Origin of the sequence: Streptomyces sp. ACA25, from assembly GCF_028200735.1 — a bacterium.
Lineage (GTDB): Bacteria > Actinomycetota > Actinomycetes > Streptomycetales > Streptomycetaceae > Streptomyces.
In genome coordinates, this window is sequence record NZ_JAQKPV010000005.1 from 245,876 (window position 1) to 261,925 (window position 16,050).

Below are 16,050 nucleotides of genomic sequence, written 5' to 3' on the forward strand. Positions count from 1 at the left end.
GGCCCGGGGTGGCCCGGGGCGGGGTCAGGGTGGGTGGGGGAGGCCGCTGACGCGGAGGGTGAGGTTGAGGCGGCCGGTGAGGCCGAGTGCGGGCGGAGCGGTGCCGGGGTGGGTGCGGGGAACGCCGTGGTACGCCAGGCGGGAAGGGCCGCCGAACACGAACAGGTCGCCGCTGTGCAGCTCCACGTCCGTCCAGGGACGGGTGCGGGTCCTGGGGTTGCCGAAGCGGAAGACACAGGTGTCGCCTAGGCTGAGGGAGACCACCGCGGCGTCGGACTTCTCGTCACTGTCGCGGTGCATGCCCATGCGGGCTCCGGCGTCGTAGAAGTTGATCAGCGCGACGTCGTAGTCGAGGGACTCGGCGCGGGGTGCGTGCTGCCCGTACGCCGTCGTGACGCCTTCGCGTGCCAGCCGGCCCAGCCAGTCGGGGAACGGCTTCACCGGTGCGCCGTCCCCGTCGATCACGGTGCGGGCGTAGCGGTAGGGCGCCCAATGCCATCCCAGGCAGACCTGCCGAGCGCTCATCTCCCCGCCGCCGGGGGTGCGGACCGTGCGCAGCCCGGCGGGCGGCCTTGCCCACTCCCGGCAGGCGTTCACCAGATCAGCCTGCCGGGCGGGGGCCAGCCAGCCCGGGACGTGCACCGCGCCGGGTGCGATCTCGGCGCGGCTCCTGGGGAACAGTGCGTCGCTCACGTCCCCAGTGTGCTCCCGGCGCGAGTGGGCGCGGGTCGACGGGGGTGGAGGGGAGACCGGGCCGCCGCAGGCCTACGGCGTGGGTCTACGGCGGCCCGGTCTTCCCCGTCCGGCTGCCGGTCAGCCGACGAGGGCGGTCTCGATCTCGTCGAGGATGAGGTTCGCGGCGGTGTAGCCGATGCCGAGGAACCACAGCTGGTCCTCGACGTGGAAGACCTGGTCGTTCTGCACGGCGGTCATGCTCTCCCACAGCGGGCCGTTGAGCGCCTTCTCCTCGCCGGACTTCTCGGCCGAGCCGTAGGAGGTGTAGAAGATGACGTCGCCGTCGGCCAGGTCGACCTGCTCGGGGCTGACCTCGACGGCGAAGCCGTCCTCGGCGTCCTCGACGATGGCGGGGCGGCCGAGGCCGAGGTCCTCCAGGATGGTGCCGATGTAGTTCTGCCGGCCGTAGAGACGGGTGTCGCCGCCCTCGATGAAGCGCAGGATGCTCACCTCGGTCTGCGCGGCGGTGTCGGGGCCGCCGAGCGCCTCGGTGATCTCGGCCGCGTGCTCCTGGTACTCGGCGATGACGCTCTCGGCCTCGGTCACCTTGTTGAGGGCCTCGGCGTGCAGGAGGAAGTTCTCCTTCCAGGGGCCGCCGGGCTGTTCGGTGAAGACGGTCGGGGCGATCCCGGTCAGGTCGTCGTAGCGCTCTTCGTCCCGCACCACGCTGCCGATGATCAGGTCGGGTTCGAGGGCGAGGATCTGTTCGAGGTTGGGGTTGCCGATGGTGCCGACGTTCTCGATGTCCGCGACCTGATCCTGGGGCAGGTAGTCGAGGAAGCCGCCCTCGACGTCGGCGTGCACGGTGCCCACCGGCCGCACGCCGAGGGTGATGGCGGAGTCCAGCTCGGCGGTGTCCAGCACGACGACGCGCTGCGGGTTCCCCGGGACCTCGACGTCGCCCATGACGGTCTGGACGGTGCGGGTACCGTCGGAGCCGCCGGCGTCGTCGGTGGAGCCGGACCCGGAGTCCGCGCCGGGTCCGGAGTCCGCGCCGCTGTCGTCGCTGCCGCAGGCGGACAGCGCGAGGGCGGAGGCCAGGACGACGGCGGTGGCCGTGAGGGTTCGGCGGCGGGTGGTACGGGTGGTGCGCATCAGGGAGTGGCCTTTCGGAGGGGTACCGGGTGGTCAGGTGACGGGGCAGGCTGCGGGGGCGTGCCCGGGACGACGAGCGGTCCGCCGGTCACGGGGTCGGGGATGATGACGGAGTTCAGGCCGAAGACCTCGCGGACCAGGTCCGTGGTGACGATGTCGGCGGGCGGGCCCTCCGCGACGATCCGGCCGTCCTTCATGGCGACCAGATGGCCGGCGTAGCGGGCGGCCTGGTTCAGGTCGTGCAGCACCATGACGACGGTGCGTCCCTCGGCGTGGTTGAGCTGCCGCACCAGGTCCAGCACCTCCATCTGGTGGGCGATGTCGAGGTACGTGGTGGGCTCGTCGAGCAGCAGCAGGTCGGTCTCCTGGGCCAGGGCGAGGGCGATCCACACCCGCTGCCGCTGGCCGCCGGACAGTTCGTCCACCGGCCGGTCGGCGAGCACGGTGACGTCGGTGCGGGCCATGGCCCGGTTCACGGCCTGTTCGTCGGCCTCGGACCACTGCTGCCACCAGTGCTGGTGGGGCTGCCGGCCGCGGGCGACGAGGTCGGCGACGGTGATGGCCTCGGGCGCCACGGGGGACTGCGGCAGCAGCCCGATGGCGCGGGCGATCTGCCGGGTGGGGGTGCGGTCCAGCTCCCGGCCGTCGAGCAGCACCGCACCGCCGCGGGGCTTCAGCAGCCGGCCGAGGGCGCGCAGGGTGGTGGACTTGCCGCAGGCGTTGGGGCCGACGATGACGGTGACCTCGCCGTCCGGGACGGCCAGGTCGAGCGTGTCGACGACGGTGCGGGCGTCGTAGCCCAGGGTCAGCTCGCGGGCGGTGAGGCGGGACGGGCGGGCGGAGCCGGTCGCAGGGGCGGGGGCAGGGGCGGGGGCAGGGAGGGGGTCGGGGGCCGGCGGGTCGGTCGTGGCGGATGCCGGCGGCGGGTTCGCGGTCATGCCTTGCCTCCGGTGCGGTTGTTGACGATGAGCCACAGCAGGTACGGCGCGCCGATGGCGGCGGTCAGGACGCCGACGGGCAGCTCGACGGGGAAGAAGAGCAGGCGGGCAAGCAGGTCGCCGAGAACGACGATGAACGCCCCGGCGAGCGCCGAGCAGAGCAGCGGGATCTGTGCGGTGCGGGTCAGCCGGCGGGCGATCTGCGGGGCGAGCAGAGCCACGAAGTCGACCGGTCCGGCGGCTCCGGTGGCGAGCGCGGCCAGCACGACGCCGAGCCCGGCCAGCCCCAGCCGGGTGCGGCCGAGCCGAACGCCCAGCGCGGTGGCGGTGTCGTCGTCGAGGGAGACGGTGCGCTGGGCGCGGGCCGCCCACAGCACGGCGGGCAGCAGCACCAGCAGCGCCAGGCCGAGCGGGACGGCGTGATCCCAGCCGCGGCCGTTGAGTGAGCCGGTCATCCATACCTTGGCCTGCTGGGCGGCGAACTGGTCGCCCTTGGTGAGGAACAGCTGGGTGACGGAGCGCAGCGCGACGGCGAAGCCGATCCCGATGAGCACGAACCGCGCGGCGTGCAGCCCGCCGCGCCAGGCGAAGGCGTAGACGAGCCCGGCGGCCAGCAGCCCGCCGGTGATGGACAGGTACGGCAGCACGGCCGCGGAGGCCAGGCCGAAGGTCATGGCGCCGACCGTCACGGCGGCGGCCCCGTGAGTGACGCCGATGATGTCGGGGCTGGCCAGCGGGTTGCGGGCGACGGTCTGGATCAGTGCCCCGGCGATCCCGAGGGCGGCCCCGACCAGGAGGCCGACGACGAGGCGCGGCAGCCGCAGCCGCCCGACCAGCAGCTCGTGCTCGGAGGGCAGGCCGAGGACGACCCGGACGACGTCGGCGGGGGAGACGGTGGTCTGCCCGACGGACAGCCCGGCGACGCAGGCGGCGGCCAGCAGCACGGCCAGCGCGCCGGCCACCAGTGCCGCCCGGCGGTGCAGCAGGAACGACGCCCGGCCGGCCCGTACCAGGGTGTACCCGGTGGGGCGGACCGGTCCTGCGGGCCGGGAGTGAGCGGGGGAAGCAGCCCTGGAGGCGGGGGCGGCGGGGGGTGTGGTCATGCGGCGGCCACTCTGCTGCGGCGGACCAGGGCGATGAGGAAGGGGACGCCGATCAGGGCCGTCATGACTCCGGCGGGCACTTCCGAGGGCGGGAAGATCACCCGGCCGATGACGTCCGACACCAGCAGGATGACCGGGCCGAGCAGGGCGGAGAGCGGGAGCAGCCAGCGGTGGCCGCTGCCCACCAGGGCCCGGGCGAGGTGCGGGACGGCGAGGCCGACGAAGGCGATGGGCCCGGCCGCGGCGACGGCCACGCCGGTGAGGACGGCCGCGCCGAGACCCCCGGTGATGCGGACCGCCGCGATGTTCTGGCCCAGGCCGCGGGCCACGTCGTCGCCGAGCGCGAGGGCGTCCAGGCCGCGGGCGGCCCGCACCACCAGGGCGATGCCCACCAGCAGGAACGGCCAGATCTGGGCCGCGATCTCGGCGTCCCGGCCAGAGAGCGAACCGATCTGCCAGAACCGGAACTCGTCCAGGGTGGCGGCCCGGGTGGTCAGCACGGCGGCCACCACGGAGGCGAGCAGCGCGTTGATCGCCGCGCCCGCCAGCGCCAGCTTCACCGGGGTCGCGCCGCCCCGGCCGCGGGCGGCGATGGTGTAGACGACGACGGCCGCGAGGCCGGCCCCGGCGAAGGCGAACCAGATGTAGCCGGCCAGGGTGTGCACGCCGGCGAAGGCGATGGCCAGCACCACCGCCACCGCGGCGCCCTGGCTGATGCCGAGGATGCCGGGCTCGGCGATCGGGTTGCGGGTGAGTCCCTGGAGGACCGCCCCGGCCAGTCCGAGCGCGGCGCCGACCATGATCCCGACGAGGGTGCGGGGCAGCCGCATCTCCCGGACGACCTGGGCGGCGATGTGGCCGCCGTCCCCCGGTCCGCCACCGCCGCCGGACAGCAGCGCGTGCCAGACCTCGCCCGGTGCCAACGGGCGGCTGCCGACGGAGAGGGAGAGCAGTACCGCGGCAAGCAGCGCGAGAGCCGCGGCCACGAGCCAGCCGGTGCGCCGGACGGCCGTGCTGCCGCGCGGGCGGCGCGGACGACCCGGGCGGCGCGTGCGACGCACGTGTCTCGGGGCGACAGCCGGCATGGGATCCTCAGGGCAGCGGGCAGCGGGTGTGCGGGCAGGGGCCGTTCGGGCAGGGGAGCACCCACCGCCCAGCTTAGGTTAGGCAGCCCTAAGTATAAGCGTGCGCCGGGGCACAATGGGGCCATGGTCTCCATAACGCCGACGGTCGGATTCGACCTCGACATGACGCTGATCGACTCCCGCCCCGGGATCCACGCCGCCTACCGCGAGCTGTCCGCCGCGACCGGGGTGCACATCGACGCCGATCTGGCCGTCTCCCGGCTGGGACCGCCCCTGGAGCACGAGCTGGCGCACTGGTTCCCCGCCGGGGAGGTTCCCGTCGTCGCCGACCGCTACCGGGAGCTGTACGTGGAGCACGCCATCGAGCCGACCTTCGCCCTCCCCGGTGCCCGGGAGGCGATCGCCGCCGTGCAGGGACACGGCGGCCGGGCCGTCGTCGTCACCGCCAAGCACGGCGTCAACGCCAAGCTGCACCTGGACCATCTCGGCCTGGCGGCGGACGCCCTGATCGGCTCGCTGTGGGCGGAGGCCAAGGGCGAGGCGCTGCGCGAGCACGGCGCGCAGGTCTACGTCGGGGACCACGTGGCGGACGTACGCGGGGCGCGAGCCGCCGGCGCGCTGGCGCTGGCGGTGCCCACCGGGCCGTGCGACGCGGCCGAACTGCGCGCGGCGGGCGCGGACGTGGTGCTCCGTGATCTGACGGAGCTGCCCCGCTGGCTGGACGGATGGCTGGCCGCGGGCGGCCCGGCGGGAGCCGGGGCGGCCTGACCCCCGGCTCCGGCCGGCGCTGCTCAGCGGGTGCGGGCGCCCGCCCGGAGCGCGGCGTACTGTGCGGCGGCGAAGGTGGCGACGACCGCGGCCTGCAGCACGATCCAGACCGCTCCGGCGGTGCTCGGCTCCAGCCACAGCGCCAGTGCGGCGATGCTCAGCACCACCCACCCGAGGTTCGCCTCGACGATGCACAGGGACCAGAACGGGCGGGGACGCTGCGGGCGTGCCTGGGCGCCGACGGCCGCGCCGTACAGCAGCAGGAGGGCGCCGAGGGCGAGGAGCAGTGTGGAGTCCAGCCCGAGGAACCGGCTCAGGGGCCCGGAGAGGGCCAGGTAGGCCAGCCCGTTGACGCCGGTGACCACGGCGTCCAGGGCCAGCCATCGCCGCAGCCGGAGGTGCGCGGAGGCGCCCCGGGCAGAGGTGCCGGGGAAGAGAGTGGACATGCGGCATCGGCCTTCCGGGAGAGGGATACGGGCCAGGGCCCTTCCCGGTAACCGTGCCGCGTGGCCGCCCGCCCGTCGATGACCTCGGAGGTCATGCGGGCCCCGGGCTGGCGCTAACTGCCGGAGGGGGCGGCCGGCTGAGCCGGACCGGCGGCGGCGCGGGCGAGGCGGCGCTGCTCGGCCATGTCGCGGAGCAGGCCCGCACCCGCGACCGCGAAGCCCACGCCCATCAGCATCGACACCGCCCAGGCGGCCGACGGCAAGGGTTCGGTACCCAGGAACATCGGGACGAACGTCACGAGGGTGGCGATCGCGCCGATGGCGAAGAGGATTCCGCCGATCCGGACCAGCAGGTCTCCGGGCCGGCGCTCGGACTCAGGTGTGGTGGTCACGCAACCAGGGTAGTTCGTCAGACCGGTGGGCTTCGCAGCCGGGACGGCCCGGCGGCTCCCCGGCGCCGTGCTCCCGACAGCTAGCCTTGGAGTCGGCGGGCAGGACGACCCGCTGCACCGTTACTCAGAAGGTTCAGGACGGATTTCGCCGGCCACAGGGCGGCCGGGACGACTGCGAGGACGAGGACACGTGCCTACCGGCAAGGTCAAATGGTTCAACACCGAGAAGGGCTTCGGCTTTCTCTCGCGCGACGACGGCGGTGACGTCTTCGTGCATTCTTCCGTTCTCCCCGACGGCATGGACGGTCTGAAGCCGGGTCAGCGCGTCGAGTTCGGGGTCGTCGCGGGACAGCGCGGTGATCAGGCGCTGTCCGTCACCGTCCTCGATCCGACGCCCTCGGTGGCCGCGGCGCAGAGACGCAAGCCCGACGAGATGGCCTCGATCGTGCAGGATCTGACGACGCTCCTCGACGGGGTGGCGCAGCAGCTGGAGCGCGGACGGTACCCGGACAAGCAGAGCGGCGCCAAGATCGCCGGGATGATGCGGGTGGTGGCCGACCAGCTCGACGTCTGACCGGCCCGCTTCCGCACGCCCCGGGGTCCCGCACGCCCCGGGGTTCACCCGCGCTTCCGCACGGCTCCGGCGTCCCGCCGGGGCCGTGTGCCGTTGCGGTGCGGAGCCCGGGGCGGTCAGCTCAGCTGCGGCACCGGGGGCACCAGCCCCTGGTCCGCCGCCCGGGTCAGCAGCTCCCGTACGGCGGCCAGGCCTTCCGGGCCCAGGTCGGCGGTGAATTCGTTCACATACAGGGCGATGTGCTGCCCGGCCACGGCCGGGTCCATCTCCTGGGCGTGGGCCCGGACATAGGCGTGGGAGGCCGCCGGGTCGTCCCAGGCCCGGTGGACGGAGGCCCGGATGGCGTCGGTGATCTGCCGGAGCCGGTCCGCACCGAGGGAGCGGCGGGCGATGATCGCGCCGAGCGGGATCGGGTGGCCGGTCGTGCCCTCCCAGTACTCGCCCAGGTCGGCGAGGCGCCGCAGCCCGTAGTCCCGGTAGGTGAAGCGGGCCTCGTGGATGACCAGGCCGGCGTCCACCCGGCCGTCCCGCACGGCGGGCATGATCTCGTGGAACGGCAGCACCGTAACGTTCCCCACGCCGCCGGGCACGTGTTCCGCCGCCCAGAGGCGGAACAGCAGGTAGGCGGTGGACCGTTCGCCGGGCACCGCGACGGTGCGGCCGGTCAGGTCCGCGGCCGCGCGGACCGCAGGCGCCCCGGCCGCCTGGCCGGTGCCCCCGGCGTCCCGGGTGAGGACCAGCGGCCCGCAGCCGCGTCCCAGGGCGCCGCCGCAGGGCAGCAGGGCGTACTCCTCGAGGACCCAGGGCAGGACGGCGTGGGAGACCTTCAGGATGTCGCCCTCGCCGCGTTCGGCGCGGCCGTTGGTGATGTCGATGTCCGCGTGGTCCACGTCGACGGGCGGGGCTCCGGGGATGAGCCCGTGGGCCCAGGCGTGGAACACGAAGGTGTCGTTGGGGCAGGGCGAGTACGTCAGGCTCAGCGGCCGGTCAGGCGTGCTCGGCGTCATGGTCAGCACTCCAGCTGTCGAGTACGGGGCGGATCCGGCCGCAGGTCCCGGTGAGGGCCCGCAGGGCTTCCGGGATCCGCCAGGCGGCCCGGTCGCGGGGCCCGACGGCGTTGGAGACCGTCCGGATCTCCAGCACCGGAAGTCCGCCGCGGGCGGCGGCCTCGGCCACTCCGAAGCCCTCCATCGCCTCGGCGGCGGCGCCGGGATGCCGGGCGGCAAGCTCCGCGGCCCGTTCGGCGGTGCCGGTGACGGTGGAGACGGTGAGGACCGGTGCGTGGACCGCGCCGGACGCGTCGGCCACCGCACGGGCCAGTCGCTCCGGCGGCTGGTGCGCCGCTCGGCCGAACCCCAGCTCGGCGACGTCGAGAAAGCCGTCCGGGGAGCCCGCGCCCAGGTCGGCGGCGATGATCCGGGAGGCCACCACGGCGGCCCCGGGCGGTGCGGCGGGCGCGAAACCTCCGCCGATGCCGGCGGAGACGACCAGGCCGTACGGTTCTCCGCGGAGGGCCGCGGCGGTGAGCTCGCCCGCCGTGGCGGCGGCTGCGGCGGCCGGACCGACCCCGGCCGCCAGCACCTCGAACACCGGCGCACCGGTGCGGTCCGGGCTTCCGGTGCGGTCCGGGGGGCCGAGGGCACGGAGCACCGCGTCCCGCTCGGCCGGCACCGCGGTGACGACCAGGACCCGGGAGACGCGCGGGGGACCGGTCATGGGCGGAGCACGGTCACTGCTCGGCCAGCCGCACGTTCCAGACGCCTTCCACCCCGGTGCTCAGCGCCCGGTTGAACGCTTCCAGGTCCTGCGCCTGAGCGGCCTCCAGCACGGCGTCCGTGTCGAAGCCCTCGCCGACCTGCACGATGCTGATGCCGGTCTCGTCGTCCGCCAGCTCCTCCTCCAGCGCCGGGGACTGCCCGGTCTGGAAGAACTCCTGGACGGGGAAGCTGCGGTAGGTGACGGTGAACGGCTCGACGGCGCGGGGCTGGCCGTTCACGAACAGCAGCCAGCCCTCCTCCGCGATGGACGGGTCCACGCCGATCCGGAAGGTGTCGCCCTGGCTCGCCCGGAAGGTCTCGACGTCGGAGAAGTCGTGCAGACAGGCCTGCGCGTCCTCGGTGTCCAGCGCCTCACCGTGGCCGTAGCAGTCACTCGCCGCCTGCGGGGACGACGAGTCGGTGCCGAGGGTGAAGTGCGCGTTCGGGGTGGGCTTGGTGCCGCAGCCGGCCAGGGCGGCGAGCCCCAGGGACACGGTGCCGACGGCCAGAGTGGTGCGGACGGCCCGTCGGCCCCGGCTCCTCGAGATCGCAGTCATGCGGGCAGGTTACCGGGGAGCGCCGGTCAGCGGACGCGCGGGTGCGACGTGCCGCGCCGGGCGGCGCTCAGCAGCCCCCGGACGGTCAGTACCGTCCCGGTGAGCACCAGCAGCGCGGCCACGGTCATGCCGACCGTGCCGTTCAGCGGGAGGGAGATCCCGATGGCGCCGCCGACCACCCAGGCCATCTGCACCAGGGTCTCGGACCTGGCGAACGCCGAGGTGCGCACCGTCTCGGGCACGTCCCGCTGGATCAGCGCGTCCAGCGACAGCTTCCCCATGGCCTGGCACATCCCGGCGGAGAAGCTGACCGCGATCACCGTCACCAGGCCGTAGGCCACCGCGGCCGAGACGGTGGAGCCGACCGCGAGGAACAGCATGGCCAGCAGGATCACCTCGGGGGCCCGGTCGCGCAGCCAGGCACCCAGCACGTTGCCCAGACCGTTGCCGATCGCGGCGCCCAGCCCGATCACCCCCAGGGACATCGCCGCCGCGAGCCCGGGCAGTGGCTGGTCCCGCAGCAGGAAGGCCATGAAGAACAGCAGGAAGCCCGAGAGGGCGCGCAGGGCGAAGTTGGCGATCAGCGCCTTCACCACCGGGGCCTCGGCCGAGTCCCGGGCGGGCCGGAAGCGGCTGCGGCCGCCGTTGTCGCGGGCCTTGGCCGCGCGGGAGACCTTGGTCGCCGCCAGCTCGTCCAGGTGGACCGTCCGCTCGTCCTTGGCCAGGTCCACCTTGTGCGGCAGCCGGAAGGACAGGAAGGCGCCGATGGCCGTGAACACGAACGCCCCGTACAGCGGCCACTGCGGGCCGATCGTGTGCAGCACGAGCCCCAGGGGGGCGGCGGCGCCGGCCGCGAGCAGCCCGGTCAGGGTGATCCGGGCATTCGCCTTCACCAGGGAGATCTGGGGCGGAAGCAGACGTGGCACCACCGCCGCCCGCACGATGTTGTACGACTTCGACGCCACCATCACGCCCAGCGCGGCCGGGTACAGCTCCAGCCCGCCGGTGGCGACCGCGGTGGAGATCAGCAGCGCCAGCGCCCCCCGCACCAGCAGCGCCCCCGACATCGCGGCCCTGCGCCCGTGCGGCAGCCGGTCGAGCAGCGGCCCGATCACCGGGGCCAGCAGCACGAACGGCGCCATGGTGACGGCCAGGTAGAGCGCCACCCGGCCGCGGGCCTCGTCGGTCGGCACGGAGAAGAAGATGGTGGAGGCCAGCGCCATGGTGATGAGCATGTCGCCGATCGAGTGCACCGCGTGCATCTCTATGAGCTTGCCGAGCCCCGACTCCCCCGCGCCCTGCGCGTGGGTCGCCCTACGGATGCGCCGGGCCACCGCGGCGGGGGGCCGGTGCACTGCCCGGCCCGTCGCCCGGACAGCCCGGACGAACAGCCCGGACCGGGCGTTTCCCTTGGTGTCGGACGAGCTGTCAGCGGCCACGGCAGTAAGCCTAAGGCTTGCGGTGTACCGCAACGCCTCATTCGGCGGGTGGTTGTCCTTGGTTCGTAAGGGTCTTGGGCGCCGGGCCGGACGGCGGCCGCCTTCGCCGGCCGGCCGGGCCACCGGATCCTCGGTACCGGAGCGGGGCGCCCTCCAGGTGCGGTAGCGTGGTGGGACGGTGCGCCCTGGCTCGTACAGTGTGACGTCGCAGCGGTCCTGGGGTCCGCTCCGTCGCTTCCGTCCGATTTCAGGCGCCCGCACCGGAAATTGGCGTAGAAGAGAGTCGATATCTAGTGAGTGCTGCGATGCGAAGCCGGACCCCGGACCGGTTGTGCGCGGAGGCCGTCGAGCTGGCCAGGAATGCTGCCGCCGAGGCGGCGCACCCGCAGCGGGTCGGTCCGCACCTGGAAGTTGTCCCCGAGGGCGATCGCGTGGTCACCCACGTCTTCGCCGGCGCCGACCCCGCCTACCGGGGCTGGCGCTGGAGCGTGACGGTGGCGCGGGCCGCTCATGCCCGCTACGTCACGGTCGACGAGGTCGCGCCGACGCCCGGCCCGGAGGCGCTGGTCGCGCCCGACTGGGTGCCGTGGAACGAGCGGCTGCGCCAGGGCGATCTGGGCCCCGGCGATCTGCTGCCGTCCGAGAGCGACGACCCGCGCCTGGAGCCTGCCTTCATCGGCGGGGACATGCCGTCGCCCCACTCGCCGGTGGAAGCGGAGGCGGAGACCGCCGAGCCGGTCGCCCGGCCCTCGCGCGGCACCATCCGCGCCCTCGCCGACGAGCTGGGTCTCGGCCGCCCCCGCGTGCTGTCCCGGTACGGCCTGCAGGAGGCCGCCGATCGCTGGGAGGACGAGTTCGGCCCGGACACCCCCATGGCCCAGGCGGCCCCGGCCAACTGTCTCAGCTGTGGGTTCCTGGTGCCGCTCGCCGGCTCCCTGCGGCAGGCCTTCGGGGTGTGCGCGAACGAGATCTCCCCGGCCGACGGCCGGGTCGTCTCCCTCTCCTACGGTTGCGGGGCCCACTCCGAGGCCGCCGAGATGCCCAGGACGCAGCAGCCGGCCCCGCCGGTCATCGACCACGTCAGCTCCGATCCGCTGTAGCCGCCGGCCCGCCGCAGCCGCCCCGGCCCGCCCGCCCTCGGCCCGTCAGAGCAGCGAGCGGGTGATCAGCGCCACACCGGAGACCGTCACCACGACGAGCAGGGCCGCCCGCACCCCGCGCACCCCGACCCGGGACCGCACCGGGCCGCCCGCCAGGTAGCCGGCGATCACGAACGGGATCAGCACCAGCCCGGCGAACACCTGCTCGCGGGGCAGTTGCCCGCCGATCGCCAGCGCCGCCAGCGACATCAGGGTGCCGAGCAGGAAGAAGGCGCCCAGCGTGCCGCGCACCCGGGGCGCCGGCTCGTGCTGGTAGAGCAGCGCGAGCGGCGGGCCGCCGATCGAGGTCGCGGTGCCGCTGAGGCCCGAGGCGGCGCCCGCCGTGATGAGGGACACCGGCGTGAGGGGAACGCGCACCGACCACAGGGTCGCTGCCACGGCCAGCAGCACCACCAGGCCCACCACGGCGCCCAGCGTCCTCGGATCCACCACCGCGACCAGCCAGACCCCAGCCGCCGCCCCCGGTACCCGGGCCGGCAGCCCCCAGGCCACCCCGCGCCAGTCGATGTGCTGCCACTCGGACCGCACCGTCAGCATCGGCAGCACCGCGGCGGTGACCAGCAGAGTGCCCGGCACCAGCGCCGGCTCCACGAAGGCCACCACCGGGGCGGCGACCAGACCCAGACCGAGACCGACCCCGCTCTGCACCACCGAACCGAGAAAGACGGCCAGACCAGCGATGAGCAGGAACGAGATTTCTGGCACGGACCGCGACGCTACCAGCCGGGTACTGTCGCTTCCCGTGACTACCAACGACCCGTTCGACACCGCGCGCCTGCGCAGCGCCGTGCTCGACGCTTGGGCGGCGTCCCCGGCGCGCTTCCGGGAAGACGCCAACGCCGAGGAAGACCTGGCCCGCGGCGGCTACCGGGACCGGCTCATCACCGAGCTGGCGCAGAACGCCGCCGACGCCGCGGGCCGCGCCGGTGTTCCGGGCCGGCTGCACCTGCGGCTCGGCGACGGCCGGCTCACCGCCGCCAACACCGGGGCACCGCTCGACGCCCGGGGCGTGGAGTCCCTCTCCACCCTGCGCGCCTCCGCCAAGCGGGACGCCGACACCGTCGGCCGGTTCGGGGTGGGCTTCGCCGCCACTCTGACCGTCAGCGACACCCCGGCCGTGCTCAGCCGCACCGGGGGAGTGCGCTGGTCGCTCGCCGAGGCCACCGCCCTGGCCCGCGGCACGGCCGCCGGGAACCCCGGACTGGCCGGCGAGCTGGACCGGCGGGCCGGCGGACGGCACGCCGTCCCGCTGCTGCGCCTGCCGCTGCCCGCCGTGGACGACCCGGGGACGGAACTCCCCGACGGGTACGACACCGCCGTTGTCCTGCCGCTGCGCGACGCCGCCGCGGAGGACCTCGCGGCCCGGCTGCTCGACGGGGTTGACGACACCCTGCTGCTGGCGCTCCCCGGGCTCTCCGGGATCACCGTGCAGACCCCTTCCGGGACGCGCACTCTCGACCGCCGCCAGGAGGGCCCCTGCACGGTCATCACCGAAGGGGACCGGGTCACCCGCTGGCGGATCGCCACCGACAGCGGAACGGCCGGCCCCGAGCTGCTCACCGACCGGCCGCTGGAGGAGCGCGAGCGCCCCACCTGGTCAGTGACCTGGGCCGTGCCGGTGGGCCCCGGGGGCGCCCCCGCCCCGCCGCCCAGCGCCCGCGTCGTCCACGCGCCCACCCCCACCGACGATCCGCTGGCCCTCCCCGCGCTGCTCCTTGCCACCTTCCCGCTGGAGCCGACCCGCCGGCACGTCGCCCCCGGACCTCTGACCGACTTCCTGCTGGAGAAGGCCGCCGACGCCTACGCCGCGCTGCTGGCCGACTGGCGCCCGGTCACCGCCGGAACGCTCGACCTGGTGCCGGGTCCGCTCGGCCAGGGCGAGCTCGACGGCGCGCTCCGCCTGCTGCTGCTGGACCGCCTGCCCCGGGTGCCCTTCCTCCCGCCGGCCCTCCCGCCGGACGGGGACCAGGCACCCCCCGCGGCCCCGGAGCCGTCCTCAGCCGGGGATTTCGCGGCCGGGGACCTCACCGCCGGGGAGCGGGCGGACGCGGGCCGGCCCGTGGCGCTGCGGCCCCGGGACGCCGAGCTGGCCGAGGACGCCGGCGCGGACACCGCCAGGGTCCTGGCCGACCTGTTCCCCGCCCTGCTGCCGGCCGGGCTGGAACGCCACACCGCGCTGCGGGTCCTCGGCGTCACCCGCGTCCCGCTCGGCGAAATGATCGACCGGACGGCCGGCGCCCAGCGCCCGCCGGCCTGGTGGCGCACCCTGTACGCCTCCCTCGCCGGTGTGGCCCCCGGCCTGCTCAGCGGCCTGCCGGTGCCGCTGGAGGACGGCCGCACCACCATCGGCCCGCGCCAGGTGCTGCTGCCGGAGGCGAGCACCGACGCCGCGCACCTCACCCGGCTCGGCCTCAAAGTCGCCCATCCCGAGGCCGTGCACCCACTGCTGGAGAAGCTCGGTGCCCAGCCCGCCACCCCCCGCGCCGTCCTCGACACACCGCAGGTCCGCACGGCCGTCGCCGCCTCGCTTGACGGCCTGGACTGGGACGAGGACTCCCTCACCCCCGAGGAGCTGGCCGACACCGTCCTCACCCTGGTGCGGACCGCCGGTCTCCAGCCCGGGGACGAGCCCTGGCTGGCGGCGCTCGCCCTCCCCGACGAGGACGGCGAGCCCGCTCCGGCCGGCGAGCTGGTGCTCCCCGGCAGCCCCTTCCAGCAGGTCATCCGGGAGGGCGAACTCGCCGCCGTGAGCCCGGAGCTGACGGACCGCTGGGGCGAACAGCCGCTCACCGCCGTGGGGGTGCAGGCACACTTCGCGCTGGTCCGCGCCGAGGACGTGGTCCTCGATCCGGACGAGCTCGAGCCGGGCGGGAGCGACTTCGCCGAACCCGACGACCTCGGACTGCTGGACTCCGTGGACGTCTGGTGCGAGGACTCCCTCGACGCCCTCCCGGAAACCCCCCTCCCGCCGGTCGCCACCGAGGTGCTGGCGGTCCGCGACCTGGAACTCGTCGACGACGACCGCTGGCCGCAGGCGCTGGCCCTGCTCGCCGAGCCCCCGCTGCGCGAGGCGCTCACCACCCCGGTCCGGGTACGGATGCCGGACGGCGGCGTGGAAACCGTCCGCTCCTACACCGCCTGGTGGCTGCGCGGCGCCCCGGTGCTGGCCGGCCGCCGCCCGGCCGGCCTGCGGGCCGCCGCCGGTGACCCGCTGCTCGCCGGCCTCTACGAGGCGGTGGACACCGCCGATGCCGACGAGGAGGTGCTGCGCGCCCTCGGCGTCCGTACCACCGCGGCCGCCCTGCTGGCCGAGCCCGGCGGCGCGGCGGAGCTGCTCGGCCGCCTCGCCGACCCCGGCCTCACCGTCACCTCCGACCGCCTGCACGGCCTCCACACCCTGCTCGCGGACCTGCCGCCGGAGGACGTCACCCTCCCGGAGGAACTGCGGGCCGTGCGCGACGGCGCGCCCTGCGTGGTGCCCGCCGCCGAGGCCGTGGTCGCCGACGCCCCGGACCTGCTGCCACTGGCCGCCGGCCGCCCGCTGCTGCCGGTCGCCCCGGACCGGGCCGCCGAGCTCGCGGCCGTGCTGGACGTCCCGCTGCTCAGCGCCGTGGTCCCGGGTGTTCCGCCGGGCGGCGGCGTTCACCGGGAGGTTCCGCGGGCCGCCCGCGAACTGCTGGGACCGGACACCCCGGAGGGCTACCTGGAGCACGAGGAGCTGATCGTCGAGGGCGTCGACCTGGACTGGCGCCTCACCGGCGGCACCCTGCACGCCGCCACCGTCGAGGGGGTGGCCGCAGGCCTGGCCTGGGCCACCGGCCAGTGGCCCCGCCGCTTCGAACTCGCCGCCCTGCTGGAGGACCCCACCCGCACCGCCGAGCTGGAGACCGCCCGCTGGTTCGACTGACCCGGGCGCCCGACGCCGGTGCGGCACCGGGTGCGGAACCACGACCGGGCTCCCGGTTCCGCACCCGGCCGGGGTCCGGGAGCTTCTCCGGGGC

Annotated in this window: 16 protein-coding genes; 4 read left to right on the plus strand and 12 right to left on the minus strand. The window is 75.0% G+C overall.

The annotated features are described in order from the left end of the window. Window positions 1-24: 24 nt before the first annotated feature. The 5 genes from PJ985_RS11160 to PJ985_RS11180 all read right to left on the minus strand — a co-directional run bounded on the left by PJ985_RS11160 (window position 25) and on the right by PJ985_RS11180 (window position 4,956). The gene (locus PJ985_RS11160; RefSeq protein ID WP_271683499.1) at window positions 25-693 is read right to left on the minus strand and encodes an alpha-ketoglutarate-dependent dioxygenase AlkB family protein; all 669 of its coding nucleotides are present in this window, start codon (window positions 691-693) and stop codon (window positions 25-27) included. Between the two features lie 120 nt (window positions 694-813). After that, on the minus strand, window positions 814-1,830 hold the full coding sequence (locus tag PJ985_RS11165; RefSeq protein WP_271683500.1) for an ABC transporter substrate-binding protein: 1,017 nt from the start codon (window positions 1,828-1,830) through the stop codon (window positions 814-816). Next, complete coding sequence (locus PJ985_RS11170) at window positions 1,830-2,768, minus strand: ABC transporter ATP-binding protein (RefSeq protein WP_271683501.1); 939 nt, start codon at window positions 2,766-2,768, stop codon at window positions 1,830-1,832. The genes PJ985_RS11165 and PJ985_RS11170 overlap by 1 nt, the downstream gene beginning before the upstream one ends. After that, window positions 2,765-3,871: a FecCD family ABC transporter permease gene (locus tag PJ985_RS11175; RefSeq protein WP_271683502.1), complete on the minus strand. Its 1,107-nt coding sequence runs from the start codon at window positions 3,869-3,871 to the stop codon at window positions 2,765-2,767. Before PJ985_RS11175 ends, PJ985_RS11170 begins: the two co-directional genes overlap by 4 nt. Beyond that, the gene (locus PJ985_RS11180; protein ID WP_271683503.1) at window positions 3,868-4,956 is read right to left on the minus strand and encodes a FecCD family ABC transporter permease; all 1,089 of its coding nucleotides are present in this window, start codon (window positions 4,954-4,956) and stop codon (window positions 3,868-3,870) included. The genes PJ985_RS11175 and PJ985_RS11180 overlap by 4 nt, the downstream gene beginning before the upstream one ends. A gap of 123 nt (window positions 4,957-5,079) precedes the next feature. Between PJ985_RS11180 and PJ985_RS11185 the strand changes: the two genes are divergently transcribed. Beyond that, the gene (locus PJ985_RS11185; RefSeq protein WP_271683504.1) at window positions 5,080-5,724 is read left to right on the plus strand and encodes an HAD family hydrolase; all 645 of its coding nucleotides are present in this window, start codon (window positions 5,080-5,082) and stop codon (window positions 5,722-5,724) included. 23 nt (window positions 5,725-5,747) lie between these two features. On the opposite strand, the gene PJ985_RS11190 is transcribed toward PJ985_RS11185, so the two are convergent. Both PJ985_RS11190 and PJ985_RS11195 read right to left on the minus strand, forming a co-directional pair. Further along, the gene (locus PJ985_RS11190; RefSeq protein ID WP_271683505.1) at window positions 5,748-6,170 is read right to left on the minus strand and encodes a hypothetical protein; all 423 of its coding nucleotides are present in this window, start codon (window positions 6,168-6,170) and stop codon (window positions 5,748-5,750) included. A gap of 113 nt (window positions 6,171-6,283) precedes the next feature. Beyond that, entirely contained in the window at window positions 6,284-6,562 is a 279-nt protein-coding gene (locus PJ985_RS11195) for a hypothetical protein (RefSeq protein ID WP_271683506.1), read from the minus strand. A 190-nt stretch (window positions 6,563-6,752) separates the two neighbouring features. Here PJ985_RS11195 and PJ985_RS11200 point away from each other — a divergent pair, with 190 nt between their 5' ends. Beyond that, window positions 6,753-7,136, plus strand: a complete 384-nt coding sequence (locus PJ985_RS11200) for a cold-shock protein (protein WP_271683507.1) — start codon at window positions 6,753-6,755, stop codon at window positions 7,134-7,136. Between the two features lie 116 nt (window positions 7,137-7,252). On the opposite strand, the gene PJ985_RS11205 is transcribed toward PJ985_RS11200, so the two are convergent. Genes PJ985_RS11205 through PJ985_RS11220 form a run of 4 tightly spaced genes read right to left on the minus strand, consistent with a single transcriptional unit; the run spans window position 7,253 to window position 10,889 of the window. Beyond that, entirely contained in the window at window positions 7,253-8,143 is an 891-nt protein-coding gene (locus PJ985_RS11205) for a 1,4-dihydroxy-6-naphthoate synthase (RefSeq protein ID WP_271683508.1), read from the minus strand. Continuing rightward, on the minus strand, window positions 8,124-8,852 hold the full coding sequence (locus tag PJ985_RS11210) for a futalosine hydrolase (RefSeq protein WP_271683509.1): 729 nt from the start codon (window positions 8,850-8,852) through the stop codon (window positions 8,124-8,126). Before PJ985_RS11210 ends, PJ985_RS11205 begins: the two co-directional genes overlap by 20 nt. Window positions 8,853-8,865: 13 nt before the next feature. After that, the gene (locus tag PJ985_RS11215) at window positions 8,866-9,450 is read right to left on the minus strand and encodes a DUF2771 domain-containing protein (protein ID WP_271683510.1); all 585 of its coding nucleotides are present in this window, start codon (window positions 9,448-9,450) and stop codon (window positions 8,866-8,868) included. 26 nt (window positions 9,451-9,476) lie between these two features. Continuing rightward, the gene (locus PJ985_RS11220) at window positions 9,477-10,889 is read right to left on the minus strand and encodes an MFS transporter (RefSeq protein WP_443033457.1); all 1,413 of its coding nucleotides are present in this window, start codon (window positions 10,887-10,889) and stop codon (window positions 9,477-9,479) included. Between the two features lie 305 nt (window positions 10,890-11,194). On the opposite strand from PJ985_RS11220, the gene PJ985_RS11225 reads away from it, so the two are divergent. Next, the gene (locus PJ985_RS11225; protein ID WP_271683511.1) at window positions 11,195-11,989 is read left to right on the plus strand and encodes a DUF3027 domain-containing protein; all 795 of its coding nucleotides are present in this window, start codon (window positions 11,195-11,197) and stop codon (window positions 11,987-11,989) included. A 45-nt stretch (window positions 11,990-12,034) separates the two neighbouring features. Here the strand turns inward: PJ985_RS11225 and PJ985_RS11230 are convergent, their stop codons facing one another. Continuing rightward, window positions 12,035-12,754: a sulfite exporter TauE/SafE family protein gene (locus PJ985_RS11230; RefSeq protein ID WP_271683512.1), complete on the minus strand. Its 720-nt coding sequence runs from the start codon at window positions 12,752-12,754 to the stop codon at window positions 12,035-12,037. On the opposite strand from PJ985_RS11230, the gene PJ985_RS11235 reads away from it, so the two are divergent. Then, window positions 12,729-15,956 carry a sacsin N-terminal ATP-binding-like domain-containing protein gene (locus PJ985_RS11235; protein ID WP_271683513.1) on the plus strand — a complete coding sequence of 1,076 codons (3,228 nt, stop codon included), beginning with the start codon at window positions 12,729-12,731 and terminating at the stop codon, window positions 15,954-15,956. The genes PJ985_RS11230 and PJ985_RS11235 overlap by 26 nt on opposite strands. The last annotated feature ends 94 nt before the right edge of the window (window positions 15,957-16,050 follow it).